The organism is Prosthecobacter sp. (assembly GCF_044232965.1).
Taxonomy (GTDB): domain Bacteria; phylum Verrucomicrobiota; class Verrucomicrobiia; order Verrucomicrobiales; family Verrucomicrobiaceae; genus Prosthecobacter.
In genome coordinates, this window is the sequence record NZ_JBIIKX010000009.1 from 49,344 (window position 1) to 75,088 (window position 25,745).

The 25,745-nt window shown below is 61.3% G+C and carries 22 protein-coding genes; 10 read left to right on the forward strand and 12 right to left on the reverse strand.

What is annotated here, in order from left to right; all coding sequences use genetic code 11:
• Window position 1 precedes the first annotated feature (1 nt).
• The 5 genes from ACILSI_RS06015 to ACILSI_RS06035 all read left to right on the forward strand — a co-directional run bounded on the left by ACILSI_RS06015 (window position 2) and on the right by ACILSI_RS06035 (window position 5,624).
• Window positions 2-1,036 (forward strand): alkaline phosphatase family protein, encoded by a 1,035-nt coding sequence (locus ACILSI_RS06015; RefSeq protein ID WP_395720950.1) that lies wholly within the window; start codon window positions 2-4, stop codon window positions 1,034-1,036.
• Window positions 1,033-1,881: a DUF3472 domain-containing protein gene (locus ACILSI_RS06020; protein ID WP_395720951.1), complete on the forward strand. Its 849-nt coding sequence runs from the start codon at window positions 1,033-1,035 to the stop codon at window positions 1,879-1,881. The genes ACILSI_RS06015 and ACILSI_RS06020 overlap by 4 nt, the downstream gene beginning before the upstream one ends.
• Complete coding sequence (locus tag ACILSI_RS06025; RefSeq protein ID WP_395720952.1) at window positions 1,878-2,501, forward strand: trimeric intracellular cation channel family protein; 624 nt, start codon at window positions 1,878-1,880, stop codon at window positions 2,499-2,501. The genes ACILSI_RS06020 and ACILSI_RS06025 overlap by 4 nt, the downstream gene beginning before the upstream one ends.
• A gap of 125 nt (window positions 2,502-2,626) precedes the next feature.
• Window positions 2,627-3,931: a DUF1501 domain-containing protein gene (locus ACILSI_RS06030; protein ID WP_395720953.1), complete on the forward strand. Its 1,305-nt coding sequence runs from the start codon at window positions 2,627-2,629 to the stop codon at window positions 3,929-3,931.
• A gap of 10 nt (window positions 3,932-3,941) precedes the next feature.
• Window positions 3,942-5,624: a GDSL-type esterase/lipase family protein gene (locus ACILSI_RS06035; RefSeq protein ID WP_395720954.1), complete on the forward strand. Its 1,683-nt coding sequence runs from the start codon at window positions 3,942-3,944 to the stop codon at window positions 5,622-5,624.
• Window positions 5,625-5,983: 359 nt separating this feature from the next.
• On the opposite strand, the gene ACILSI_RS06040 is transcribed toward ACILSI_RS06035, so the two are convergent.
• From ACILSI_RS06040 to ACILSI_RS06080, 9 genes are all read right to left on the reverse strand, one after another.
• Window positions 5,984-7,207 carry an aspartate kinase gene (locus ACILSI_RS06040; RefSeq protein WP_395720955.1) on the reverse strand — a complete coding sequence of 408 codons (1,224 nt, stop codon included), beginning with the start codon at window positions 7,205-7,207 and terminating at the stop codon, window positions 5,984-5,986.
• Window positions 7,208-7,327: 120 nt separating this feature from the next.
• A complete protein-coding gene (locus ACILSI_RS06045; protein ID WP_395720956.1) occupies window positions 7,328-7,906 on the reverse strand; it encodes a pseudouridine synthase in 579 nt (192 codons plus the stop codon).
• Entirely contained in the window at window positions 7,906-8,427 is a 522-nt protein-coding gene (locus ACILSI_RS06050; RefSeq protein ID WP_395720957.1) for a hypothetical protein, read from the reverse strand. Before ACILSI_RS06050 ends, ACILSI_RS06045 begins: the two co-directional genes overlap by 1 nt.
• A 10-nt stretch (window positions 8,428-8,437) precedes the next feature.
• Window positions 8,438-9,097 (reverse strand): lysophospholipid acyltransferase family protein, encoded by a 660-nt coding sequence (locus ACILSI_RS06055; RefSeq protein WP_395720958.1) that lies wholly within the window; start codon window positions 9,095-9,097, stop codon window positions 8,438-8,440.
• A 6-nt stretch (window positions 9,098-9,103) separates the two neighbouring features.
• The gene (xylB, locus tag ACILSI_RS06060; protein WP_395720959.1) at window positions 9,104-10,600 is read right to left on the reverse strand and encodes a xylulokinase; all 1,497 of its coding nucleotides are present in this window, start codon (window positions 10,598-10,600) and stop codon (window positions 9,104-9,106) included.
• A gap of 163 nt (window positions 10,601-10,763) precedes the next feature.
• Window positions 10,764-11,162 (reverse strand): hypothetical protein, encoded by a 399-nt coding sequence (locus ACILSI_RS06065; protein ID WP_395720960.1) that lies wholly within the window; start codon window positions 11,160-11,162, stop codon window positions 10,764-10,766.
• Between the two features lie 37 nt (window positions 11,163-11,199).
• Window positions 11,200-12,867, reverse strand: a complete 1,668-nt coding sequence (locus tag ACILSI_RS06070) for an ABC1 kinase family protein (RefSeq protein WP_395720961.1) — start codon at window positions 12,865-12,867, stop codon at window positions 11,200-11,202.
• A 54-nt stretch (window positions 12,868-12,921) separates the two neighbouring features.
• A complete protein-coding gene (locus ACILSI_RS06075) occupies window positions 12,922-13,380 on the reverse strand; it encodes a very short patch repair endonuclease (RefSeq protein ID WP_395720962.1) in 459 nt (152 codons plus the stop codon).
• Window positions 13,381-13,392: 12 nt separating this feature from the next.
• Window positions 13,393-15,435 carry an FHA domain-containing protein gene (locus ACILSI_RS06080; protein WP_395720963.1) on the reverse strand — a complete coding sequence of 681 codons (2,043 nt, stop codon included), beginning with the start codon at window positions 15,433-15,435 and terminating at the stop codon, window positions 13,393-13,395.
• 227 nt (window positions 15,436-15,662) lie between these two features.
• On the opposite strand from ACILSI_RS06080, the gene ACILSI_RS06085 reads away from it, so the two are divergent.
• Window positions 15,663-16,148 carry a DNA-3-methyladenine glycosylase family protein gene (locus ACILSI_RS06085; protein WP_395720964.1) on the forward strand — a complete coding sequence of 162 codons (486 nt, stop codon included), beginning with the start codon at window positions 15,663-15,665 and terminating at the stop codon, window positions 16,146-16,148.
• 69 nt (window positions 16,149-16,217) lie between these two features.
• The gene (locus ACILSI_RS06090) at window positions 16,218-17,627 is read left to right on the forward strand and encodes a DEAD/DEAH box helicase (RefSeq protein WP_395720965.1); all 1,410 of its coding nucleotides are present in this window, start codon (window positions 16,218-16,220) and stop codon (window positions 17,625-17,627) included.
• Window positions 17,628-17,648: 21 nt separating this feature from the next.
• Here ACILSI_RS06090 and ACILSI_RS06095 read toward each other — a convergent pair whose 3' ends face one another.
• A complete protein-coding gene (locus ACILSI_RS06095; RefSeq protein ID WP_395720966.1) occupies window positions 17,649-19,010 on the reverse strand; it encodes a hypothetical protein in 1,362 nt (453 codons plus the stop codon).
• Between the two features lie 92 nt (window positions 19,011-19,102).
• On the opposite strand from ACILSI_RS06095, the gene ACILSI_RS06100 reads away from it, so the two are divergent.
• From ACILSI_RS06100 to xylA, 3 genes are all read left to right on the forward strand, one after another.
• On the forward strand, window positions 19,103-20,017 hold the full coding sequence (locus ACILSI_RS06100; protein WP_395720967.1) for a ThuA domain-containing protein: 915 nt from the start codon (window positions 19,103-19,105) through the stop codon (window positions 20,015-20,017).
• A gap of 6 nt (window positions 20,018-20,023) precedes the next feature.
• Window positions 20,024-21,295 carry an MFS transporter gene (locus ACILSI_RS06105; RefSeq protein WP_395720968.1) on the forward strand — a complete coding sequence of 424 codons (1,272 nt, stop codon included), beginning with the start codon at window positions 20,024-20,026 and terminating at the stop codon, window positions 21,293-21,295.
• A 98-nt stretch (window positions 21,296-21,393) separates the two neighbouring features.
• On the forward strand, window positions 21,394-22,704 hold the full coding sequence (gene xylA, locus ACILSI_RS06110) for a xylose isomerase (RefSeq protein ID WP_395720969.1): 1,311 nt from the start codon (window positions 21,394-21,396) through the stop codon (window positions 22,702-22,704).
• An 823-nt stretch (window positions 22,705-23,527) separates the two neighbouring features.
• Here xylA and ACILSI_RS06115 read toward each other — a convergent pair.
• The gene (locus tag ACILSI_RS06115) at window positions 23,528-24,664 is read right to left on the reverse strand and encodes an LptF/LptG family permease (RefSeq protein WP_395720970.1); all 1,137 of its coding nucleotides are present in this window, start codon (window positions 24,662-24,664) and stop codon (window positions 23,528-23,530) included.
• Window positions 24,665-24,776: 112 nt separating this feature from the next.
• Window positions 24,777-25,625, reverse strand: a complete 849-nt coding sequence (locus tag ACILSI_RS06120) for a hypothetical protein (RefSeq protein WP_395720971.1) — start codon at window positions 25,623-25,625, stop codon at window positions 24,777-24,779.
• Between the last annotated feature and the right edge of the window lie 120 nt (window positions 25,626-25,745).

The following is a 25,745-nucleotide window of genomic DNA, read 5'->3' on the forward strand; positions in this document are numbered from 1 at the left end:
CATGACTTGGTCACGACTTCTCACCTGGATACTCACGCTGGCTTTCAATGGTGGTGCGCTTGCACATGGTCCAGGCAAAGAGGGAGCGTTTGGTGGCAAGCGCGTGCTTTTCATCGGCATCGATGGCTGCCGCGCGGATGCGGTTGTGGCGGCGATGGAGCGTGGGATGGCTCCGCAGATGAAAGCGCTCAGTGAAGACGATAAAGGGCTGCTGACACGCCAATGCTACGCTGGCGGGGAGTTGGGGACGCCGACGCATCAACCGACGGTGAGCGGGCCAGGCTGGACGAGCCTCTTAACGGGCGTGTGGACGAACAAGCACGGCGTGAAGGACAATCGATTCATCGGTGGTCGATTTCAAAGCTACTCGCACTTCATGCGGCACCTCAAGGAGGTGAAGCCGAAAGCGTTTTGCGCATCGTTCGCTGACTGGCCGCCGATTCACGACTTCATCGCGGATGGTTCACGCGTGGAAGGCAAAGAGTACCTCGATGTGAAGTTCACCTGTGTGCCGGATGCGAAGCGGCACTTCATCGACAACCCGGAGAAGGACATCGAGGTGCGCGACGAGGCGCTGAAGACACTGCGCACGCAGAACCCGGACACGATTTTCGTTTATTTTGGCCAGGTGGATGAGTTCGGGCACGGCGCGGTGGATTCACGGGCGAGTTTCTCGCCGGACAGCACGCTCTATCTCAATGCGATCAGCCATGTGGACTCGCATGTGGGCGAACTGATTCGTGCCATGCAAGCGAGGCCAAAGTTTGCCGAGGAGGACTGGCTGGTTCTCATCACCACAGATCACGGTGGCCGAGGAAACAGCCACGGTGGCGACAGCGAGGCGGAGCGGAACATCTGGCTCGTGGCGCATGGCAAAGAGCTATCGCGTGATAAATTGCTAAACGAGCCTGTGCCGCAGACGGCACTGGTGCCGATGATTTACGAGCACCTCGGTATCACGCCGAAAGCCGAATGGAATCCCGAACCGCCGAAGCCACCTATCGAAGTCAAAAGCATCGACCCCAAGAAACCATGAAACGAATCATTCATTCCCTCATTCTCCTGCTGAGTCTCGCAGTCACTTCCGGCCAAAGCGCGGAGCCGACGGCGGCGTGTTCGATTCACTTCGGTTGGCCAGCACCGGCTTCGACATGGTTTTACAATGAAGCCACGGTGAAGAAAAGCACGCGCGGCAGTTACTTCATGGTTTGCGGTTGGAACACGGGCTACTTCGGCATCCAGGAGCTCGGCGATGGTCGCAAAGTGGCGATCTTTTCCGTGTGGGACCCGGCGGAAGGCGACAATCCTGAACACGTGCCGTTGGAGCAGCGCGTGGAAGTGCTTCATGAGGGCAAGGGCGTCGAAGTCTCGCGCTTTGGCGGCGAAGGCACGGGCGGCAAGAGCATGACGGCCTTCGATTGGAAGATCGGCGAAAAGGTCCGCTGCATCGTGCAGGCCACGATCGAGGGCGGGAAGACCGCGTATGCTGGATGGCTGTATCAGCCTGTGAAGCGCCAGTGGAAGCATCTTGTCACATTCCGCGTGACGACCGGCGGGAAGCCGTTGTCGGGGCTCTATTCGTTCGTGGAAGACTTTCGTCGCGACACAAAAAGTGTGACGGAGGAGCGCCGCTGCGAGTTCGGCAATGGCTGGGTGAAAACCGTGGACGGCAAGCTGCAAGCCATCACCGAGGGGAAGTTCACCTGCTCGCGGGCGAAGAGCGAAGCGCAGGAACTCATCAATGCCGGACAAACGGAGGGCGCGTTGTTTCTTGCGACTGGTGGCGAGGTGAGGCGTGTGGCTCAAGTGAACTCTACCTTGAAGCTCCCATCTGTTTCTACGCAGCCGCCACAGGATCTGCCAGCGGAACTTTTGAAATGAACATGCCTGCCTGGATCGAATACTTCGCTGTCGCCGTGTGTGCGATCGCCGCTGTGCTTGCCGCGGAGGGAAAGCGGATGGATTTGTTTGGCGTGATGGTGCTGGCATTGGTGACAGCGGTGGGTGGCGGGACGATTCGGGATTTGTGTCTCGGCGTGCGCCCGGTGTTTTGGATCGAGCAGCCACATCACGTCTGGACGGCGCTGATCGCGGCGGTGGTGACGTTTGTGGCGGCTCGGTTCGTTCACATGCCTGAAAAGATGCTTGCCATCGCCGATGCGTTTGGTTTGGCCTTGTTTGGCATCGCGGGCACGGAGAAGGCGCTCGCGTTTGGTGCGCCGGGCATCGTGGCGATTCTGCTGGGCATTGTCACCGGAGTGGCAGGCGGCATTTTGCGTGATGTGCTGCGCGGCGTGCTCCCGCTGGTGTTTCAGCCGGATGTGAATCTGTATGCGACGGCGGTGTTTGTTGGCGCACTGGTGTTTGTGCTGCTGCAAAAGTGGCTGCCGGTATCAGAAAACCATCGCTACATCGGCATGGCGGTTATTTTGGTGCTGCGACTGGCGGCGATGCGGTGGAAACTGCGGCTTCCAACTTATCGGACACGAGCCGAGGGTTAAGGTGAGCTGAGAGACTGACTCGACGCGAGGCGTAGTCTGCGCCGATGTTTTCTGGTCATCCAACCACCCCGTTCAACCGCCGCGAATGGCTTCGCGTCGGCGGACTGGGCTGTTTGGGGCTTTCGTTGCCGTCGCTGCTTCAGGCGAAGGGGCTCAAGAGCAAGGATGGTTCGTTTGGCCGGGCGAAGAGCTGCATCATCCTGTTTCTGAGCGGCGGACCGCCGCAGCATGAGACCTTTGATCCAAAGCCGGACGCGCCGCTGGAGATTCGCGGGGACTTCAAGTCGATCCCGACCTCGGTGCCGGGCGTACATTTCTCGGAGACGCTGCCGCGCACGGCGAAGCGGATGCATCAGATCGCGGTGATTCGGTCGATGACGACGGGCATCAATGCGCACTCGACGAGCGGTGCGTTCATGCTCACGGGCTATGAGCCGCTGTCGAAAGCGGAGAGCGTGCCGCCGAGCGGCAACGACTGGCCGAGCATCGCGGCGGCGGTGGGGGCGCTGAAACCGAGCGAGCGCTCACCGCTGTCGTCGGTCGTTTTGCCAGAGCGAATCGAAAACAACGGCAACATCGTGTGGCCGGGCCAGAATGGCGGCTTCATGGGCGCACCGTGGCATCCGCAGCTCATCAAGTGTGATCCGGCGGCGGAACGCATGCGCATCGAGGGCATGAGCCTGGCCGACGGCATGACGGATGTGCGCTTCTCCGAGCGCGGCAGCCTGCTGCGGCAGATGGACTCGAGTTTTCGTGCTGCGTTGGCGAATCCATTGATCAATGAAACGGACGCGATGCATCAGCGGGCCTTTGATTTGATCCACTCGGCGGAAAGCCGTGCCGCGCTGGAGATCGAGCGCGAGCCAGCGGCGATGCGGGATCGCTATGGGCGTGGCAAATTCGGCCAGAGCGTGCTTCTGGCGCGTCGGCTCGTCGAGGCAGGCACGCGGCTGGTGCAGGTGAACTGGCCGCGCGAGCCGGGGGATTTCAATGAAGGCAGTCCGCTGTGGGACACGCATCAGCGCAATGGTCCACGCGTGCGTGACGTGCTCGCGCCGCAGTTTGACGTGGCCTATTCGGCGCTGATCCAGGATTTGCAGTCGCGCGGTTTGCTGGATGAGACGCTCGTGGTCGTGATGGGCGAGTTTGGGCGCTCGCCCACGATCAACAAAAGCGGTGGTCGCGATCACTGGGGCAATGTGTTCTCCGTCGCCATGGCCGGTGCAGGTATCGCGGGCGGTCAGATCATCGGCGCGAGCGACAAGATTGGCGCGTTCCCGGCGGACAGGCCTGTGCGACCGCCGGATCTGGCCGCGACGATGTTTCATCTGCTCGGCATCCGGCCGAATCACGAATTCCTTGATCCCATCCAGCGCCCGCGCCCTGTGACGGACGCCGGCACGCCGCTGCGCGAACTCGTCGGCATCTAATTTCATTCTCATGCGTCCTCTCCTCCTCTCCCTCCTCCTCGCCACCGGCCTATGCGCCGCTGAACTGCCCCAAGAACAACGCATCCTCTTCCTCGGTGATTCGATCACACAAGGCGGCGGCTATATTGAGGTGATCGAGGCCGCGCTCGTCGCGCAGCATCCCGACTCGGACAAGATCATCATCCCGCTGGGCCTGAGCAGTGAAACGGTGAGCGGTTTGAGCGAGGAAGGCCACGCGGGTGGCAAGTTCCCGCGTCCCGATCTGCATGAGCGACTCGACCGTGCTTTGGAGAAAGCCAAGCCGCAGCTCGTCTTCGCGTGCTACGGCATGAACGACGGCATCTACCTCCCGCTCGGTGCCGTGCGCACAAAAGCCTTTCAGGATGGCATGAAGAAGCTGCATGACAAAGTCACCGCCGCCGGTGCCCGCATCATTCACCTCACGCCGCCGGTGTTTGATCCGGTGCCCATCGCACAGAAAGTAGCCCCAGCGGACAAGGTGGACGGTTCACATCCATACAAAGGCTACAACGAGGTGCTCGACTTCTACGCCGACTGGCTGCTCGACATGCGCAGCGAGGCGAAGTGGACCGTTTATGACATCCACGGCCCGATGAATGCCGCCATCGCGGAGAAGCGGAAGACCGATCCGCAGTTCACCTTCTCCAAAGATGGTGTGCATCCCGGCCCGGAAGGTCATGTGCTCATGGCGCAGGCTGTTCTCGATGCTTGGGGCTTGAAAGTGAAGGCGGATGGCACGCCGGATCATCCGAATGGCGCGGCGATTCTCGCGGTGATCAAAAAGAAGCACGCCATTCTGCGTCCTGCGTGGCTCAGTCACGTCGGGCACAAGCGTCCTGGCAATGCGCCCGGTCTACCGATTGAAGAAGCGCTGAAAAAGACTGCGGAACTCGACGCGGAGGCCCGCACATTGGCGAAATCAAAGGAGATCGTCTTCCCCAACCGTGCTGGCGAGTGGAACGGCTACGCGAAGCACGAACTCACCATCGCGGGCAAGTCCGTGACTGTCGTCGCGCCGAAAACAGCCGCCGCAGGCCGTCCGTGGGTTTGGCATGGCGAGTTCTTCGGTCACAAGCCCGCGCCAGACATCGCGTTGCTCGGCAAGGGCTTCCACATCGTCTATATGAAGATCAATGACATGCTCGGCTGCCCTGATGCGGTGAAGCTGTGGAACCAATGCTACGCCGAACTCACGACAAACTATGGCTTGAGCACAAAGCCCAGCCTCGTCGGTCTGAGCCGCGGCGGCCTGTATTGCTACAACTGGGCCACCGCGAACCCCGACAAGGTCTCCTGCATCTACGGCGACGCGCCCGTGTGCGACTTCAAGAGCTGGCCCGGCGGCAAAGGTAAGGGCAAAGGTGATCCGCGTAACTGGGGCTTTGTGCTGAAGCTGTGGGGTTTCAAAGACGAGGCTGAGGCGCTCGCCTACAAGGGCAATCCGGTGGACAGCCTCGCTCCACTCGCAAAGTCAGGCGTGCCGCTGCTGCATGTCTTTGGTGATGCCGATGACGTGGTGCCCTGGGATGAGAACACGGGCCTGATCGAATCACGCTACAAGGCGCTCGGTGGCAGCATCACGATGATCCGCAAGCCAAGCGTGGGGCATCATCCGCATGGGTTGGAGGATTCGACACCGATCGTCGATTTCATCGCGAAGCATGCGAAGTGATCGAACGTGAGCACTCGCGTGGTGCGAAGATAGTTCCGAGCACGGCACCGACCATCCCTCCGAAAACGATCAGAATGGGCCAGAATAGCGGGCCGCCCGTATCGCCAGACAAGGCGGTGATTACGAAAAGCAGCAGTGGCAGTAAACATCCGCAGCCAAGTGAACCACGAATGCAGCCAGCCCTCCTGCGAAGGGGCTGCTTCGTCGGAATAGTCGAGCCTGATGACTGCGGCGGGTGGTAGGGATTGAATTCCTCGTCCATCGTTTTGAAGTCACCAAATACCCCCAGCCACGTTGCCTCATCTGGGATGTGAAATGATGCTCAATGGTGATAGGCGCCCATCCCGCAGGCCGGTTGCTTACGCATCCAAACCAAACGCCGTGTGGACGACGCGGGCGGCGTTTTCCACTTCGGCTTCATCAACAATGACGGCGGTCTTGATCTCGCTGGTGGAGATCATCTGGATGTTGATCTTCGCGTCGGCGAGGGCCTTGAACATCTTGGCGGCGACGCCGCTGTGGCTGCGCATGCCGATGCCGACGACGCTGAGCTTGGCGATGCTGCTTTGCGTGCGAAGCTGGGCTTTGTCACCGATGCCAGGAAGCACGGCTTTGAGGGCGGCCTCGGCCTTCGGGAGGTCGGCAGCGCTCAGGGTGAAAGAGATGTCCGTGATGCCGTCGAAGCTGACGTTCTGCACGATCATGTCGATCGTGATGTTCGCGCTGGCAATGGCACCGAAGATGGCGGCGCTGATGCCGGGGCGGTCGGCGACGTCGTCGATGGTGACCTTGGCCTGATTGCGCTCGAGGCTGACGCCGCGGACGACGACTGATTCCATGCCGGGGGATTCTTCTTTCACGATGGTTCCGGGGTTGTTGTTCATGCTGTTGCGCACTTCAAAGCGCACACCAAATTTGTTGGCAAACTCGACGCTGCGGCTTTGCATCACCTTGGAGCCGGAGGAGGCCATTTCGAGCATCTCCTCGTAGCTGATCTCGGGGATCTTCTGCGCGGTCTTCACCACGCGTGGGTCGCAGGTGAAGACGCCGTCCACGTCGGTGTAGATCTGGCAGAGGTCGGCCTTGATGGCGGCTGCCATGGCGATGGCGGTTAAATCGCTGCCACCGCGACCCAGCGTGGTGATTTCGCCGCTAGCCGTCTCGCCCTGGAAGCCGGCGAGCATGACGATGTTGCCCTCGTTGAGCATTTTCTTCACGGCATCGGGCGTGATGTTCACAATGCGGGCCTTCGTATGCACGCCATCGGTCGAAATACCTGCTTGCGCGCCGGTGAGGGACACCGCTTTGCCGCCAAGGGCGTTGATGGCCATGGCGGTGAGGGCTATGGTGGTCTGCTCGCCGGTGGCGAGGAGCACGTCCATCTCGCGCTCGATGGGGTCACGTTCGGGAGAGACTTCCTTGGCCAGCTTGATGAGGTTGTCGGTCACACCGGACATGGCGGAGACGACGGCGACGACCTGATTGCCCGCGCGCTGCGTTTCCAGAATGCGGCGTGCGCAATTGCGGATTCGTTCGGGATTGCCGACGGAGGTGCCGCCGTATTTCTGGACGATGAGGGCCATGCTGGGGTTGGGGAAAGGGCGCGGAAAGTGGCACGCGAGGCCAGGGGCGCAAGTGGGGAAATGGGGAGGCAGTCAAGAGGTCAAGGAGTGGTCAAGTTGGCCGTCTTGAAGACCTTGACTCTATTTTGACAGCTGGATGACCTTCCGCTGCTCCTCGGCGGTCAATTCCCGCCATTGGCCTTCCTTGATCCCCAAATTGGCCAGCCTCAGCCCGCCGATGCTCACTCGGACGAGCCGCAGCGTGGGGAAGCCAACGGCAGCGGTCATGCGGCGGACCTGGCGGTTTTTTCCTTCGGTGAGGGTGAGTTCGAGCCAGGAGGTGGGGATATTTTTGCGGAAGCGGATGGGCGGATCACGCGGCGGATGGGCGGGTTCGATGTCGAGGCGCTGCGCTTTGCACGGGAGGGACCGGAACTCCTTCAAATCGACGCCGGAGCGGAGTTTGCGCAGCGCTTCGTCGCTGATCACGCCGTCCACCTGGGCGTGATAGGTGCGCGGGTGGGCGTGGCGGGGATTGAGGAGCTGGTCGTTCCAATGTGCCTCGTCGCTGAGCAATAAAAGACCTTCGGAATCGCGATCCAGGCGGCCGATGGCATAGACATGCGGTGGAAAGCCGAACTCGGCGAGCGTGCGGTGCGAGGGATGCTCCTGCGTGAACTGGGAGAGCACGTCGAAGGGCTTGTGAAAGGCGATGAGCATTACTTTTGCCTCAACTCCTCCAGCCGACGTTCCAGTTCCTCACGACGCTCTTGGTATTTGGAGCGGTCCGCTTCGCGATTCACACCGCCGATCAAAGCCGAACCCGCCATCACAAGGCCAAAGATGCCCATGCCCACGGGCACGATGGTGAACATGCCCGCGCCTGCGGAGGAGAATCCCGAGGCCATGAGGAAGCAGACCACCGCAAAGAAGAGCCCAAACGCGGCCCCCGCGATGCCTCCGGCAAGACCGCCGCCGCCTTTTTTCGTTGCCGGCACCTGTCCCAGGCCTATTTCGCGGTCCAGTTTCTCGATCTCATTCTGCACGGTGATGACCTCAAGGCTCTCGGCCATCTTGCCGGTGTTCGCGGCGATTTTCGCGACCTCCTCGGTGAAGATCGAGGACTCGGTGCGCTTCACCTCCAGGCTGCTCTGGCAGAACTGGCAGGTGACGAAGCGGGTGTTCTCGGCCACCTGAAGCGGGGCACCGCAGTGGTTGCAACGGACGGAGAGCGTTTCCATGCCGTGGAGGCTAGCGGGCACACTGGAGATTTTCAAGAGTGGTCCCAACCCGCATCACATCTTCCAATGCGGCCCGCTTTTGCTCAAATTCCTCCTCGCTCATGCGGCGTGGAATGAGGTGCGGCTTGTCGAAGACGATGGTGACCTTTGCGAAGGGCAGTGGCAGGAGAAACTCGTCCCAGGTCTTGAACTTGATGGCGTGGCTGTAGTGGAGGTGCACCGGAATGATCGGCACGCCGGTGAGCTGCGCGAGTTTCACAATGCCGGGCTGCACTCGATGCAGCGGGCCGCGTGGCCCATCGGGCGTGATGCCGATCTCGTAACCTTCACGCGCCTTCGCGGCGAGGGCGATCAGGGCGCTCATGCCTTTTTCGGGCTTGGAACTCGATCCGCGCTCGGCTTCGATGCCAAAGCTCTCACACACATCGGCGATGATCTGCCCGTCTTTGCTCGGGCTGGTCAAAATGGTGCCCGGCACGTTCGCAAACCACTCGTGGTGCAGCCAGGGGATGAGAAACATGCGGTTGTGCCAGAAGGACCAGATCCAGCCTTTGCGCGTGGCATCGAAGACACCCGCGTCATCGCGAATTTCCCAGCGCAGGGTCATGCCGATGCCTCGCATGAGCCAAGCGACGAGCTTTCCGACGTTTTTGATGCGAATCCTGGCCATCTTGATTTACAGCCAGCCGGTTTGATTCAGACGACCGGTGAGCTCCATCTGTTTTTCGAGCTGGGTGGCATAGAAGGCGGCGTTCTCGGGATTCGGTTTGCAGCGGGTGGATTCGTCGAGGGTGACGAGCTTGGCGCAGAGCTGCTCGTAGCTGACTTTCCCAGTCTGGTTGCCGTGCGCGTAGGCGGCCTGGATGGCTCCGCCGAGCGCGGCGCCTTCGCTGGTGTTGAGCGTGACGACCTCGGCGTTGAAGCAGTCGGCGGCGATCTGACGCCACACACCGCTCTTGCTGCCACCACCCGTGAGGCGGATCTCGGTGGGATTCATGCCGAGATCGCGGAAACGTTTCAAACCGTAGGCGAGACCGAGGGTGGCTCCTTCCACGGCGGCGCGGGCGATGTTGGCAGGAGCCATGTTCGTCGGACGCAGACCGTGGATGACGCCGGTGCCGTTCGGCAGGTTCGGGGTGCGCTCGCCATTGAGGTAAGGCAGGAACATCACGCCGTCCGCGCCGACGGGCGCGGATTTCACGGCGGTTTCGAGCATCTTCAAATCCCAGCGGAACATCTCGCGCACCTGCTCGGTGACGACGGTGACGTTCATCGTGCAGACGAGCGGCAGCCACTGGTCGGTGCTGTCGCAAAACGCGGCTACTTCGCCCTGTCCATCGACGACAGGACTGTCAGCGACACCATAAAGCGTGCCGCTGGTGCCGAAGCTGGCGGTGACGACGCCGGGCTTGATGTTGCCGGTGCCGATCGCGCCCATCATGTTGTCGCCGCCGCCGGCGCTGATGATCACGTCGTAGCTCAGGCCCCACTGCGCGGCGAGTTCCTTGCGGATGGTGCCGTGGACCGATTTGGACGAACCGAGCGGTGGCAGCATGCCGCGCACGCTCGGATCAATGTAGTCGCAGATTTCATAGGCCCACTGACGCGTGTTCACGTTGAGGATGCCCATGCCTGACGCATCGCCGTATTCCATGCGCTTCACGCCGCTGAGCCAGAAGTTGATGTAATCGTGCGGCAGCAGGATGGTTTTCGTTTTCGCGAAGTTCTCCGGCTCGTTCTGCTTCATCCACAGCAGCTTCGGAATCGTGTAGCCCGGCAGCATCGCATTGCCCGCGACGGCGATCACGCCTGGCTGGCCGCCGAAATGATGCGCGATCTCCGCGCACTGAGCTTGGGTGGAAGTATCGCACCACAGCTTGGCCGGGCGCACCGGTTGGTCATCCGCGCCGAGCGCCACGAGGCCGTGTTGCTGTCCGCTAACGCCGATCCCGGCGATCTTTGCCTTGTCGCTGCCGATTTGCTCCAAGCACTGACGGACGGACGCATCCACCGCGTCGAGCCACGACTGCGGATCTTGTTCGAGATGCCCCGGCGGCAGTCCTTCGATCAAATCATAGCTGCTGTGGCCGGTGGCGATGATTTTGCCGCTGTCGAGGTCCAGGATGATGGCCTTGGTGCTCTGTGTGCCGCTGTCGATGCCGAGGAAATACATGGGAAGGGGATGTGAGGGGTAAGTAGTGAGAAGTCAGAGGTTGGCGCTGGTTTTCGGCGAAAAGGATGCGGCTTCCAAGTGCAAAGTTTCAGGTTGCTCGTGTTGAAATGATTTGGGCAGCCTGGATGCTCGATGATTGCTGGGATGACGGGCTGGCACTTTTTCATTCACCAGCCGCATCACCACACAGCCGGACGGAAACCCAAATCAGGGCAGGCAGCGCAACGATGAAGAGCGAAAAGGCCAAACCCAAACGCAGCAGCCAGGGACCCAGACTATGCCGTGTGGTGATGCCTGCGAGGCGGCAGAGTATTTCCGCGATCCATCCAAGGGTATAGCCCATGTTTGCCAAAACCGGAGCAGCGAGCAACGACAAAGGCTCCACGGCATCTTCTCCAGGTCGAAGGTGGCCGGAACTGGAAACAGCCCACACAAAAACTGGCAGGCAGACCAGCACAGCAGAGCCAATGATGAAATTGTAGGCCAGTCGTCGCTTTTCCCACCACTTGATGATCGAGCCGTATGTCGGAGATGAATCGAGGGGTTGAAAGAGCCAGCTCACGTTGGTGAATGGTTGGGGGTGGTCAAAGTGTTGCCCTTCAATCCTTCGACTGGATGTTCCCGGACTTGCGGATGGCGCGCATGAGACGCCAGCCGAGGAAAAGCGAGATCGCATAGCCGATGGCACCGAAGATGGACACACCATAAAGCAGCGGGGCGGCCTGGCGGCTCCACAGTTCGCTGGAGCCGAGGAAGACGGCGGCGGTGAGGATGCCGAGGACCAAACGGTTCACGATGGGATCGAGATGACGGTGGTCGAGATGCACGGTGAGCGATCCATCGCGAAAACGGGCGAGCAGGTCGGTCAGATCACGCGGCAGGGCGGTGAGCAGGCGGTCCCAGACGCGGAAGGTGCGTCGTGCGCGTTTGGCGATGCGGCTGGGCGACAAACGTCGCAGCATCAGACGCGAGCAATACGGCTGCATCAGCTCGGTGAGGCTCACGTCCGGGCTGAAGCGGCGCGAGGTGCCCTCCAGTACGATGATGGTCTTCAAAAGCAGCGCCAGGGCCGGCGGCAGCACGATGTGATGGCTACGGATGATCTCCACGAGATTTGATAGCGCCGCGCCGACGTGGATTTCGTTCAGCGGATGGCCGGTGTAGTCCGCCATGAAGTCCTGCAAGTCGGCGCGGAGTTTTTCACGCGCACAATCGGCCGGCACGGCACCGAGGCGAAGCACCTGCTCGGACACGAGATTGGAATCGTTTTCCACGATGCCAAGCAGCAGCGCCTCCACTTCATCGCGCAGGTCTTCGTCAATGCGGCCGACCATGCCACAATCGACCACGCCCACGACATTTCCAGGCAGCAGGATGAGATTTCCGGGATGCGGGTCGGCATGGTAGAAGCCGTCGCGGAAGACCATTTCGAGGTACATGTTGGCCCCGCGTTTGGCGAACTCACCCAAGTCCTCGCCGGATTGCTTCAGCCTCTCGATCTCCGTGCCGCGAATACCTTCCAGGTGCTCCATGGTGACGACCTGATGCGAGCAAAGATCGCTGAATACTTCCGGGATGCACACGGTCGGGTCGTCGGCGAAGTTGCGGGAGAATTCCTCCAGGTTTTGCCGTTCGTAGCTGAAATCGAGCTCGCGCAACAGCGTGCGGCGGAACTGGCGAACGACGGCGAGCGGCTGGTAGGTGCGCAGGGCAGGGGAATGCTTCTCCAGCAGCTCGGCGAGCGCCTGCACGATCTCCAGATCCGTCGCGGCTTGCTCGGCCACACCGGCGCGGCGTACTTTGACCACCACGCTCTGGCCGGTGTGCAGCAAGGCCTCGTGAACCTGCGCCACGGAGGCGGCGGCGAGCGGTTCGTCGTCAAACTGCGCGAAAAGCTCTTGGATGGGATGCCCCAGCTCTTTTTCAATCGTGGCACGGGCCACAGAAGCGGCATCGGGCGGCACGTTGGCCTGCAATTGGGAGAGTTCCTCGGTCAGCTCAGGGCCGAGCAGGTCGGCGCGGGTGCTGAGCATCTGCCCCAGCTTGATGAAGGTGGTGCCCAGTTCGGTCAGCGCCATTCGCGCCCGTGCGGCCTGCGTCACGCCCTCGGTGAGCGACTGGCCGTCCGCGCTTTTCAGCCGGTCTTGAAGCCAGGCGTATTTGAAGCCGCCGAACAGGTCCGCCAGCCCGTATTTGCCGAGCACGGCGGCTATTTCCGCGATGCGCTTCGCGTAACGTTCCAGTCGGGCCAGGGCGTCGATCTTCATGATGGCCGCCACTCTCTGCGGAAACGTGGCGGCTGACAAGGTGCTTCGCTCTTCTCAGCTTGCGGCGGGCACTCTTCCCAGAGCGCGTCGCAGCCGCGAAAGCGCCCGTCCGGCCTTGTTCTTCGTCAACGCGCATTCCCAAATGCGCAGCACGGTCCAGCCGGCTTTGCGGAGTGCGCGGGTCACGAGGTGGTCGCGTGTCTGGTTCCGTTCGATCTGGGCGTCCCAGAACTTCCGGTTGCTCTTCGGCCGACGGCAATGACGCGGGCAGCCGTGCCAGTAGCAGCCATCGACAAACACGACCACGCGCTCGCGGCGAAACACGAAATCAGGCCGCACTTTGATCCGCCCAGTGGTGGACGGGCGGACGAGCAGCGCCACCTGCCGCCGCCAGCCGGTGATGCGGTGCTCGCGCATCAGTTTCACCAGCCGCAGCTCCGTCGCCGCGTTGCCCTGTGAACGGATCAGGCTCATTACCTCGCTACGCTTCGTCTGGGTGAAGACATCCGCCATGGGGCCGCCTTTCTATGCCTGGGCCTTGCCGCGTATGCGCTCGGATTTCATCGGCGTGCCGGGCTTGGTGCTGCGGGCAAACTCGATGTGCATGATGCGCGGTGCGCGCGTTTGTGAGGCGATGATGTGCCTGCGCAGCGCAGCCTTGCCGGCCTCGATCTCGCGCCAGACTTCCTGCGCCTCAGGCGATGACTGCGGAAGGTCGGCAAAACGCGCGTAAAGCAGGTCCATGGCCTCCTTCCAGTCCCGCATCGGAGTCAGGCGTGCGGTGAGTTCAGCGAGATCCTTGCGGGCGGCGTCGATGGCACGCGCCACTTCGGCCTGCTGGGCTGTGTGCCGGCGGATTTGCTCCAAAGTGTCCTGATGCGCGTGAATGGTGGCGTCAAGGCTTGCGGCCTCGGCACGGAGAGAGGTTTCGCGGGCTTCAAGATCGCTGAGACGCTTCTGCGCGGCCTCGGTGTCCACGGCGAGTTTCTGCGCCAGATGCTCCTGCTCGGCCAGTCGCGCCGCGCCGGCAGACAGCGCGGTGAGCTGCTCTCGGACCTGAATCAGTTGCTCCCCCGCCGAGGCCAGCTCCTCGCACTGTGCTTCGATGCCAGCACGGCGCATGGCGGCCTCGTCGAGACTGGCCGTCGCCTGGGCAAGGCGCTGGGTGGTGTCCGCGAGAGATGCCTCCGCTTCCTCACGGCGGGTGGTGATGGCGGCCAGCTCGTCCTTTTGCTTGCTGATCTCGTCCTGGACACCCCGCAGCGCTGCATCAGCACGCTGTCGGGCGGACTCTGAATCGGCGGTGGCCGAGACAGCCAGCCGTTCGGCATCTTGAAGCGCGGCGACGCGCGCCTGAGCCGCGCTGAGCGCGGCTTCCGCACGCTTTTGCTCGTCACAGAGCGTGGCCTGGCGCGTCTCAGCCTCCTGGCTGAGCATGAGCGTCTGCTTGAGTTTTTTCTCGGCGGCATCCACCTGCTCGGCGATGGCGGCAAGCTGTTTATGCAACGCCTTCTTTCGCAGCTCGGCTTCCGCGGCCTGTTTGCTTAATTCATCATGGCGGGCTGTCTCACGTTCGCAATCCAGGCGTAGTTGCCCAAGTCGGGCGCTTTCCTGCTCTTCCTGGGCTTTGAGGGTCTCCAGTTTGCTTTTTTTGCTGGCTTCAGCGTCGGCGGCCTGCTGGCGCAGCGCCTCGCGGCGGGCTGTCTCAAGCTCACACTCCTTGCGCAGTTGCTCCAGGCGGTCGGTGTCCTGCTTCTGCTGTGCCGAGAGGGCGTCGAGTTTTCCTTTTGCGGCGGTTTCAGCCGCGCCGGCCTGCTGGCGCAGTTCGTCAACACGGGCTTCTTCACGTTCACGCTCCTTGCGCAATTGTTCCAGTAGGGCGCTTTCCTTCTCCTGCTGCGAGGCGTGCGCTTCGAGTTTGGCCTTCGTGGCTGCTTCGGTTGCGGCTAGCTTCTGCAACTCGGCCGATTTTTCCTCATGTTCGGCCGCGAGTGTCTGAATGGCCGCCAGCCATTCGCCATGTGTCGTTTCAGCGTGCTTCGCGGCCGCCTGCAGCGGCAGCATGCGTTCTTCAGCCGCGCGCAGGGTGATTATTCGGCTCTCATGGGCGGATCTCTCCTTCTCAGCCCGCAGCCGCCAGTCGGCCAGCTCCTGGCGGACGTCATCCACCTCCTCCTGCAGGCGTTGCTTTTCTTTTGCCAGAGACGCGGTGTCCTCCTCTGCGTCTGGCCCTGGTCTGGCAGACGGCTTCTTTTCAGCCGGGGCCTCTGAAGTCGTCTCTTGCTCTTCAAGATCGAGCACGGCGGTGAGCGGTCCGAATGAAAGCCTATCTCCCTGGCGGAGGATGCGGCTCTCGACACGCACGTCATTCACCAGCGTGCCGGTGGTGGAGCAGAGGTCGCGCACTTCAACACGCCCATCCGCATGACAAATCACCTCGGCATGGTGGTCGGAAAGGCGCTCGTCATCCACGACCACGTCGTTGTCCTCGGCACGTCCGAGGCTGAGACGATCCGCGAGGGGAACCTCCTCCTGCCCGTCTTCAAGAACGAATGTGAGCTTTGCCATGGGTGTGCATGCCGTTTGCGGCGGAATCACATAAGCATCAACCGCTTTTTTAGCCGAATGCAGCCTTGATCAATCAAGATCTATTGACGAACAGGCTCTGCATGCACGCTGAAGCCGAGTTTTTGCTCTCCCAACGCTGCCCCCTCATGCGCCGACTGATCAAGACGCATGGCCCTTGCGGACTCGTGCCGCAAAAGCGCTCACCTTAAGAGGCGCTCGTCAGCGCCGTGGCACATCAGCAACTTCACGCGAACGCCGCCGAGGCGATTCTGCGCCGCTTCAAGGCGCTATTCCCGAAAACACGCTTTCCCAAGCCGGAACAAGTCTTGAGCACGGCGGATGAGGCGTTGCGTGGCTGTGGCTTCTCCACCAGCAAGATGCTTGCGATCCGCGACATCGCCGCCAAGACGCTCAGCGGTCAGATTCCCACACGCGCGGCGGCATTGAAGCTGGATGATGACGAATTGATCACGCGCCTCGTCGCAGTGCGTGGCGTGGGCCGCTGGACTGTGGAGATGCTGCTCATCTTCACCCTCGGCAGGCCGGATGTGTTTCCCAGCGATGACTATGGCGTGCGCAACGGCTGGCGCGTCGCCCAGAAGCTCGATGAGATGCCCAAGCCCAAGGAATTCCGCCTGCTGGCCGAGCGCTGGCAGCCACATCGCACGCTCGCTGCGTGGTGTCTGTGGCGTGCGGCGGACGCGAGCAAGTAACCCCTTCGCGGCGCAACGGGACCACTGAAACGTCTCGCTTCTTGCCTCGCGCACGCGTATGGACGTGCAATGTCCTTTAAAGCCCTCGGTCTCGACCCACACATCCTCCAAGCCATCCAAGAAGCCGGTTACACGGAACCCACACCGATCCAGGCTGCGGCCATCCCGGTGGTTATTCAAGGTGGAGATGTGATTGGCATCGCGCAGACCGGCACCGGCAAGACCGCCGCCTTCACCCTGCCAATCCTCACGCGTCTGACCGCGCATCCCATTCCCCAGGGGCAGCGCCGCCGCACCCGCGTACTCGTTCTCGCCCCCACGCGTGAACTCGTGGCTCAGATTGAAGAAAACGTGCTCGCTTACGCCAGGCATCTGCCGCTCAAAATCGCGAAAGTGTATGGCGGTGTCGGCGAAAAGCCGCAAAAGGACGCTCTGCGTGCCGGCAGCGACATCGTCATCGCCTGCCCAGGTCGTTTGCTGGATTTGATGGGGCAGGGCTGCGCGGATTTCTCCCAGCTCGAATACCTTGTGCTCGATGAGGCCGACCGCATGCTCGACATGGGCTTCCTGCCGGACATCCGCCGCATTCTCAACCAACTGCCCAAGAAGCGCCAGACGCTGATGTTCTCCGCCACGCTCTCGAAGGAGATCGAAAGCCTCACGCATGAGTTCCAGCGCGCGCCGAAGATCGTGCAGATCGGCAAACGCGCCAATCCCGCCGAGACGGTGACGCAGCTTGTCTATGAGCTGCACAAACACCTCAAGATGGCGCTGCTTTCGCATCTGCTCGAAGATGAAAAAATGCAAATGGTGCTCGTCTTCAGCCGCACGAAGCACGGCGCGGACAAGATCGCCAAAAAGCTCGAACAAACCGGCGTGAAGTGCGCCACGCTGCACGCCAACCGCTCGCAAAACCAGCGCCTGCGTGCCCTGGACGACTTCAAAACCGGCAAGGTTCGCGTCCTCGTCGCCACCGACATCGCCGCGCGCGGCATTGACGTGGACGGCATCTCCCACGTCGTGAATTTCGACTTCCCGCACATCGTTGAGGACTACGTTCACCGCATCGGCCGCACCGGCCGCGCCCAGGCCATCGGCGACGCGATCAGCTTCGTCTCTCCCGATGAAATCGACGACGTGCGCAAACTGGAGCGCTTCATTGGCCGTGGTCTCGTCCGCAAAAAAGCCGAAGGCTTCAACTACAACGCCGCTCCTCAGCCGCTCACCGATGACCGCCCCGAGCGTCGCAACCAGCGCCCGTTCCAGCAACAGCAACGCCGCCCGCAAGGCCAGGGCGGCCCGCGTCAGGGTGGCGGCCCATCAGGTCAAGGCGGCGGTCGCCCAGAAGGCCAGCGCCGAGACAACCGGCGTCCCGCCTCCAGTCAGTCCGCTCCCAGACCCCAAAACCAGCCGCAGCGCGACGCGCAGTCACCCACCGGTGCTCGCAGCCTGTGGAACCGGCTGACTGGCAAAAAATAGCCCGGCTCCGCCGAGTCTGGATCACTTTGCAAACCACCCCTTCGCCAATCGACTTGTGGCGAAGAACTCCAGCAACTGCTTCGCCACTTTCTCGCGACCGCTGTTGCTGGGATGAGTGCCGTCGTTGCTGAAGTCGTCCTTGGTGTATTTGAGATCGTCGAACTTGCGGCCTTTTTCGCCTTCAGACCAAAGATACGGCCCCCACAGTAGCAGCGGTGACTTGGCAGATGCGAGGGCTTCATCACCGCCGATCTGTTTCTGAATGAGATGGCGCACCGCAAAGGCGCCTTCATACGCGTAAGGCTCCGGATTGAGGCCGGTTGAGGCGTAACCGCCGTAGATGCGGCTGGCGAGGTAGGCGATGCGCAGGTTCGGGAAGCGCCTCTTCAAATTGTGCAGCACGGTGGTGGTGTCGGCTTCGAGTTTGGTGAGATGATCGGGCATCGAGCCGTTGGGGGCGGCATTGGCAAGTTTCAACCAAGCCACCTGCACCTGTTGAGGGCTGACACCGGCGGTTTGCAGGCGACGCATCGCTTCATCCCAGTTACGTCCCTCCGGCGGCGCCCATGCGGCCATGGTCTGCCCACCCTGCGCGCAATCGACGATGGTGAGCTTGTCCGATTTGCGGCTGTCCTGGTCAGCAATGCGCTTGAAGAACGAAAACTCCTGCGTGGCGTTCGACATGCTGATGGAAACGAGCACGATCTTGCCGCTGTCGGCGGGTTTGCCCTCGGCATCGAGCGGCTTGATCTGCGCGAGCGCCGTGTCGGCAGATATTTTCAACGCCTCAGGCGGCGCGTTGCTGCCTTTGCCATAGAGGCCACCGTCTTCACCCTCATACTTGTCGTCAGCCGTCATGTCGGTGAGCGGCTTCATCGATTCCGGGGCCTTGCGCTGGTTCGCCTGCCCCCCACGACCACCGCGATTGCCACCACGGCTGCGGACCTCCTTGGCGTGATCAAGATACTTTTGATCTTCGGTGCTGAGCTTTTCGCCGCGTTGTTCGCGCTGAAAGAGATTCTGCGCTTTCTGCCAGTCGAGGCCATCGGTCGCAGGACTGGCTGGCGCGTCTTGAGAGCCGGGTGCCTGGCCTTTGGCAAGCGAGGCGCGTGCTTTGTCGAGGTAGGCCTTTTCGTCGGGCGTGAGGGTTTCACCGGCGCTGTCGCGCTGGTGGAGTTGCCTGGCCTTGTCCCAGTCGATGGGAGCGTCCGAGGTCTGGCTGAAGGATGAAATCGCGCCGAGGAGCAACGCGGCGAATGCGGGGAGGTGGGCGGTGAGCTTCATGGTTAGGCGTGGAAACACCACCACGCTGTTTTGGATGCGCGGCTGGTTGGAACGATGGAACAGGCGGCCCGCTGAAAGCTCATATGAAATATCGTTCATACTCGATCCACACGACCCGTGACTTGCGCTGCAAGAGCCCTCTCCGGCTTTTCGTCTTGTGTTGCGCTCACCAAACCGTCAGCCTGCCAAACATGCACCGTCTCATCTTCTCCTTACTCTTCACCGCCTCCGTCCATGCTGAGTTCACCGCCGAGCAGCAGCAGGTGCCGCTGGAACAAGTGCCCGCCGATGCCAAGGCCGTGAAGATCGTGCTCATCGCCGGCACTCCGAGCAACAAGCCGGGGCAGCACGAGTACTTTGCTGGCTGTGCGTTGCTCATGGACTGGCTGAAGGCCGTGCCCGGCGTCGCGCCGGTGATGGTGGCGGAAGGCTGGCCGAAAAATGAGGCGGTGCTCGATGGCGCGCGCAGCGTGCTGCTGTTCATGGACGGCGGGGACAAGCATTCTTTCCTCGAACCCGCCCGCTGGGCGAAGATGCAGGCGCTCACGAAGGCAGGCACGGGCTTCGTCCTTCTGCATCAAGGCATCGACTGCAAGCCGGAGCGTGCTGCTGACTTCAAAGCGATGTTTGGCGCTGCGTTTCAAAGCGACATCGGCTGCCGCGGTCATTGGGACGTGGATTTCACCAGCATCCCGACGCATCCCATCAACAGCGGCGTGAAGCCCTTCCCGCTGCTCAAAGACGGCTGGCTTTACAACCTCCACTTCGCTGAAAAAGGTGTCACACATCTGCTGCAATGCGCGATGCCTGATAGCAGCCGCAAAAACGATGCCGCCAAAGCGAACGCAGGCCGCGCCGAAACCGTGGCGTGGAGTTACGAGCGCCCCGATGGTGGCCGCAGCTTCGGCTTCACCGGCTGCGATCTTCACGCGAACTGGGTCGAGGCCAATCAACGTCGCCTCCTGCTCAACGGCATCCTCTGGAGCGCCAAACTCGATGTGCCTGCGGGTGGTGTTTCATCCGAAGCCACGCCGACACAGATCGCGAAGAACTGGGATCGCAAAATCTTCGCGCCAAAGGTGAAGAAGGCCGCCCTCACGAAGTAGCCGCCCATGTCTGATCTCAACAGCACCCGCCGCGTCGTCATCGCGAGCTTCATCGGCACCACCATCGAGTGGTACGACTTTTTTCTCTACGGCACGGCCTCGGCGCTGGTATTTAACAAACTGTTCTTCCCGAACTTTGATCCGTTGGCCGGCACGATGGCGGCCTTCGCGACGTATGCGGTCGGATTCTTTGCGCGACCGGTCGGCGGCATCGTGTTCGGGCATTTTGGCGACAAGATCGGCCGCAAGTCGATGCTGGTGACCACGCTCATGCTCATGGGCGTGGCGACGGTGTTGATCGGCCTGCTGCCGACGTATTCACAGATCGGTGTGTGGGCTCCGATCCTGCTCGTGCTGCTGCGTTTTGTTCAGGGCTTCGGTGTCGGCGGCGAATGGGGCGGCGCGGTTCTGATGGCCGTGGAGCATGGCGCACAGGGTCGTCGTGGCTTTTACGCGAGCTGGGTGCAGGCCGGTGTGCCGGTAGGACTGCTGCTGGCGAATGCGGTCTTCATGCTCGCCTCGTCGATGGATGAAAAAGCCTTTCTATCCTGGGGCTGGCGCGTGCCGTTTCTGCTCGGCGTGCTGCTGCTCGGAGTGGGCATGTTCATTCGTTTGAAGATCATCGAGAGCCCGGTCTTCACGCAGGCCAAAATGGAGGATGAAGGCCCGAAAGTGCCGATCCTGGCCGTGCTGCGCGATCATCCGCGCAACGTCCTGCTCGCCATGGGCGCACGCTTTGCGGAGAACGCGTTCTTCTACATCTTTACCGTGCTCGTGCTCAGCTATGGCTCGCAGCAGCTTGGTATGCATAAGTCCACCCTGCTCAATGCCGTGCTCATTGGCTCGGCGGTGCAGTTGATTGTGATCCCATGCTTCGGAGCGTTATCGGATCGCGTGGGTCGGCGGCCGGTTTATCTCGGAGGCGCGTTCTTCCTGATGCTGTTCGCGTTTCCGTTCTTCTGGATGATCGAATCACGCCAAACCGTGCTAGTCGTGCTGGCGGTCGTGATTGGACTCATTGGTCACGCGGCGATGTATGGCCCGCAGGCGGCGTTCTTCTCGGAGCTGTTCGGCACCCGCGTGCGTTACAGCGGTGCCTCTCTTGGTTATCAGCTCGCCTCGCCGCTGGCAGGTGGGCTTGCCCCGCTCATCGCCACCGCGTTGCTGGATCAAAGCGGTGGCAGGCCGTGGTCCGTGGCGCTGTATCTCATCGGCATGGCGGTGATCACGCTGGTCTCGGTGTGGCTGGCGGAAGAGACGAATAAGAAGGCGCTCTGAGGTCGCGCCCAGCGTCCATTTTGGCCCAAAACCTGTCCAATCAGCCCTGACGAACCAGTTGCACGCCGCCCGGTTTCGTCTCCCTTGCACGCCCTACCATGAACGAAGCCTTCCCAGACATCCAAAAAATCCAGTTCGAAGGACCGAAGAGCCGCAACCCGCTCGCCTTCAAGCATTACAACGCCGACGAACTCGTGGGCGGCAAAAAGATGCGCGATCATCTGCGCTTCGGCGTCGCCTACTGGCACGCCATGCGCAACTCGCTCTCCGATCCCTTCGGCGGCGGCACTGCCCAGCGCCCGTGGGATGACGGCAGCAATTCCGTCGCCAACGCGCAGCGCCGCGTGTGGGCCTGCTTCGAGTTCATGGACAAGCTCGGTGTCGATTACTACTGCTGGCACGACCGCGATGTCGCTCCTGAGCTTGAAACACTCGCCGAAAGCAACAAGGCCTTCGACGCCGTCGCCGACGAGCTCGAAAAAGCGCAGAAGCAGACCGGCAAGAAGCTTCTCTGGGGCACCGCTTGCCTCTTCTCCCATGCCCGTTACTGCCAAGGTGCCTCCACCAGCCCGAACGCCGGTGTGTTCGCGTACGCTGCCGCGCAGGTGAAGAAGGCCATGGACGTCACGCATCGCCTCGGCGGTGAAGGGTACACGTTCTGGGGCGGCCGCGAAGGCTACGCCACGCTTTGGAACACCGACATGAAGCGCGAGATCGACCACCTCGCCCGCCTGCTGCACATGGCCGTCGATTACAAGAAGAAGATCGGCTTCAAAGGCCAGTTCTACATCGAGCCGAAGCCGCGTGAACCCTCCACGCATCAGTACGACTCCGACGCCGCCGCCTGCCTGAACTTCCTGCGCGAGCACAACCTGCTCGACCACTTCAAGCTCAACCTTGAGACCAATCACGCCACCCTCGCCGGCCACAGCATGCGTCATGAGATGCAAGTCGCCATCGCCGCGAACGCGCTCGGCTCCGTCGATGCGAACACTGGCGACACGCTCATCGGCTGGGACACCGACCAGTTCCCGACGAACATCTATCTCACCACCGAGATCATGCTCGAAGTCCTGCGCATGGGCGGCCTCACCACTGGCGGCCTCAACTTCGACGCCAAGTGCCGTCGTGAATCCTTCGAGCCCGTCGATCTCTTCCACGCCCACATCGGCGGCATGGACGCCTTCGCCCGCGGCCTCAAGGTCGCTCACGCGATGATCGAAGACGGTCGCATCAACACCTTCATCAAGCAGCGCTACGCCACCTACGACACCGGCATCGGCGCCAAGATCGAGAAAGGCGAGGTCGGCTTTGAAGAACTCGAAGCCCACGTCCTCGCCAACGGTGAGCCTCTTCTCGGCAGCGGCCGTCAGGAGATGCTCGAAAACTTGGTCAACGAGTACCTCTGAGCCTCCTTCCCGCCGTAGGACGGGTGTGGCGCAAGCCCGCCCGTCTCCTCGGCGTCCATCACGAAACAACCCGTCTGCCTGGGTTGAATTCAAATCCCAACGCGAGGCGGTCGGCAACGACCGCCTCGTGTTTATGCGGGAAATGACTCAGTTTATTCGCTCAACGACCCCAAGCTTGGCGACGCGCCCTCCGGGTTCGATGCAGGGCATAGCGACTGTTGATTCAAGACAGACGCTCGGAAATGAAGTTCAAACGTGATGGTCTCATCGTGGTCTCTCTGTTCGTTGTGTTGCGGCCAAAGCGAGCAACAACCCACCGCACCAAACACAAATCAGATGCCATTGGTGGATGTCCGAGTCTGCGGAGATCATGGCTACGGCAGATTTGGTGAGCAGGGCACCCAAGCCAATGATGACTGAGAGCCACGATGCGAAGAGCCGCAGCCAACGTGAGTAAGAACGCTCAGCGCGAATCGCGAACGCCGAGACCAGTGCCGTAGCTGAGGCAAGACAGAGTGCGATATGGAGCCTCTCGGGATACTCGATGATACCGACAAAGCTGCGACGGAATGACCATGCGGCCACAGAAACAAGCTCGGTCAAACAGAAGAGGATCGCTGCGACACAAAGAATCGTGATGGCGGTAGTTCTCATTCGATGGATTTCAGGGGAGATGTGCGGAGTCGCCTAACAGTGAAGATGGTTAACAGATCGTGAGGTATGTTAGCAGCTTTATCTCCAACGGTTATGTCGAAACAATCACGATGTGTATCCTGTTCGGTTGTGGAAGGCGTCGTTCCCAACGGCAACCGGGACGGTCGCCCTACTTCCGGCTTAGCTTGTAAAACAGCCAGCCGCCGATGCCGAGGAAGATCACGTTCGGCAGCCACATGATGAGGTGGGGCATGGCCGCCGGTTTGTCATGGAGCGTGTCTCCCAGAATGATGAAGATGATGTACACCGTGGCGGTGATCAGACTGAGCGCGAAGCCTGATGACGTCTCGCGGCGCTGCGCCGTGACGCCGAGCGGAATGCCGACGAGGGCGAAGGTGAAGCAGGCGAGGGAGAAGCTGTAGCGTTTGCTCAGCTCGGTGAGCGATTTCGAGAGATCAACATCGGTCATCAGCTCCCCGGTGAAGGTGTCTTTTCGGGTTCTGACTTCCTCCGACAGCGCCGGGGTGGATTTCATGGACGCATTGATCCTAACGGTATCCTTCTGCAGCACCGAAAGTGGAAACTCCAAAGGAAATTGACTGAGTGACAATGGTTTGGGTATGGTGTCAGGCAGGGTGAATGTGACATCTGGGAGCTTCTCGACGATGGCATCCTTGAGCAGCATGGTGAAGTCCAGCTTGCCGGGCTCGATTTGGATCAAGGCAGATTTGGCTTTGATGTAGGCACCCGCCGGCCCAATGATGTCCCACTGGATGATGTGCAGGTCTGTCAGCGATTTGTCATCGCGCTTGCCGGTGTAGATGCGGTAGCCGGGCACACGCTCCAGCACCTGGCCCTCCTGGAAGAGCGTTTCGGGGTTCTGCACGGCCACCTCGTAAAACAGCCGCTTCATGCGGTCTTTCGCGGCGGGTGCCAGGCTGACATTTACCCAGAGGCAGAGGCCGCTGAGCAGCAGCGCCAGCACAAAGACCGGCGCGCAGATGCGCTTCATGGACATGCCCGTCATGCGCAGGGAGACGAGCTCGTTGTCCGCCGAGAGGCGGCCGAACACCAGCAGGATCGCCGTCAGAAAGGCCCAGGGGATGGTGAAGATCAGCGAGAAGGGGATGACCAGCGTGACGAACTCCAAAATCACCGACAGCGGCAGCTCGGTGTTGCCCAGCAGCTCGTCGAGCTTCTTGTACACATTCCCCAGCACCATCACGCCGCTGAGCAGCGCCACGCCGATGAGCGTGGCAGATCCAACCTGGCGGCCGAGGTAGCGGTCAAAAATGCGCGGAAACATGTGCCCGTGAGGCTAGCGAGATGTGAACGCCGGGCAATTTGAGATTGCCTGTGGCTTGCGACGATGGGTGTTTTTGAGGTGTGGTGGCGACGAGTTGTCGTCACTCCCGTATCTATTCCGCCCGCCCGGGCTTCACGTTGAGCACCGTGACGGTGGAGACGCCTTTTTCATCGCGGGAGAGCTCCAGCGTGATCGTGCCTTCCGCGAAGTCCTCTTCCTCCTCGGACTTCGGCACCTGCGCGATGAAGACGATACTCACCTTGAGTGGGTCGGAAACGGTCACGCTGGTCTCGGGCTCCACCGCGCCGAGCAGCTCGTACATGATCGAAAAACGGGCCGGATCTTTCTTCTGCGCCTTGAGGATTTTTTCCGCGTTCCTGTTCAGCAGGCCGCGCATGCTCGTCACCTTCGCCTGCTCGCCGTCGCAGTTCACAAAAAAGATGTCGTTGCAGCTCCAGCGGCCGGTGTAGTTCAGCACGCCGTAGTGCCAGCCTTCCTGGTCTGGCCCCCACAGCGTGGCGAGGTCGCAGTGGTTTTTCCCGTTGTAGTGGGGCAGGTAGGTTTCTTCGTCGCTGCTCACGCGGCCCAGGCGCTTTTTCTCTTCGATGCAGACGATCCAGTTTTCCTGGGTGTAATTATCGTCATCCAGCAGCGAAGTGCCGTTTATAGACACTTCCGGGATGATGGAGGGCCACTTGGCCGGCTTCAGTTCCTTCTTTCGTGCTGTGAAGATGACCGAGAGTTTGCCATCGCCGGAAGTGGTGCCCTCGATCGTCGTGGCGGGCTCGTAACCGTCCGCCAGCTTCTTGTCGAAGATCGCCTCCGGCTCCTCCCCGCGTGTCACACTGCCCGTGGCGAGCAGCAGCACCGCCAGCAGCCCTCCGGTGGTTAAAAACAAGCGCGTGCAGCCGGAGCGGCGTGTGTTCGGGGCAAGGGCGGAGGGGTGGATGATGGAGTGCATGAGAAGAGCGCGGGAAAGTTGCCAGTGTGGCGCTCGGTGCCACTGGAAGAAGTGTTTTTTAAGGAGGAAGGGGGGCGTGATGAATCGAGGACGAGTTCGACCAGGAGGAGGATCACCTGT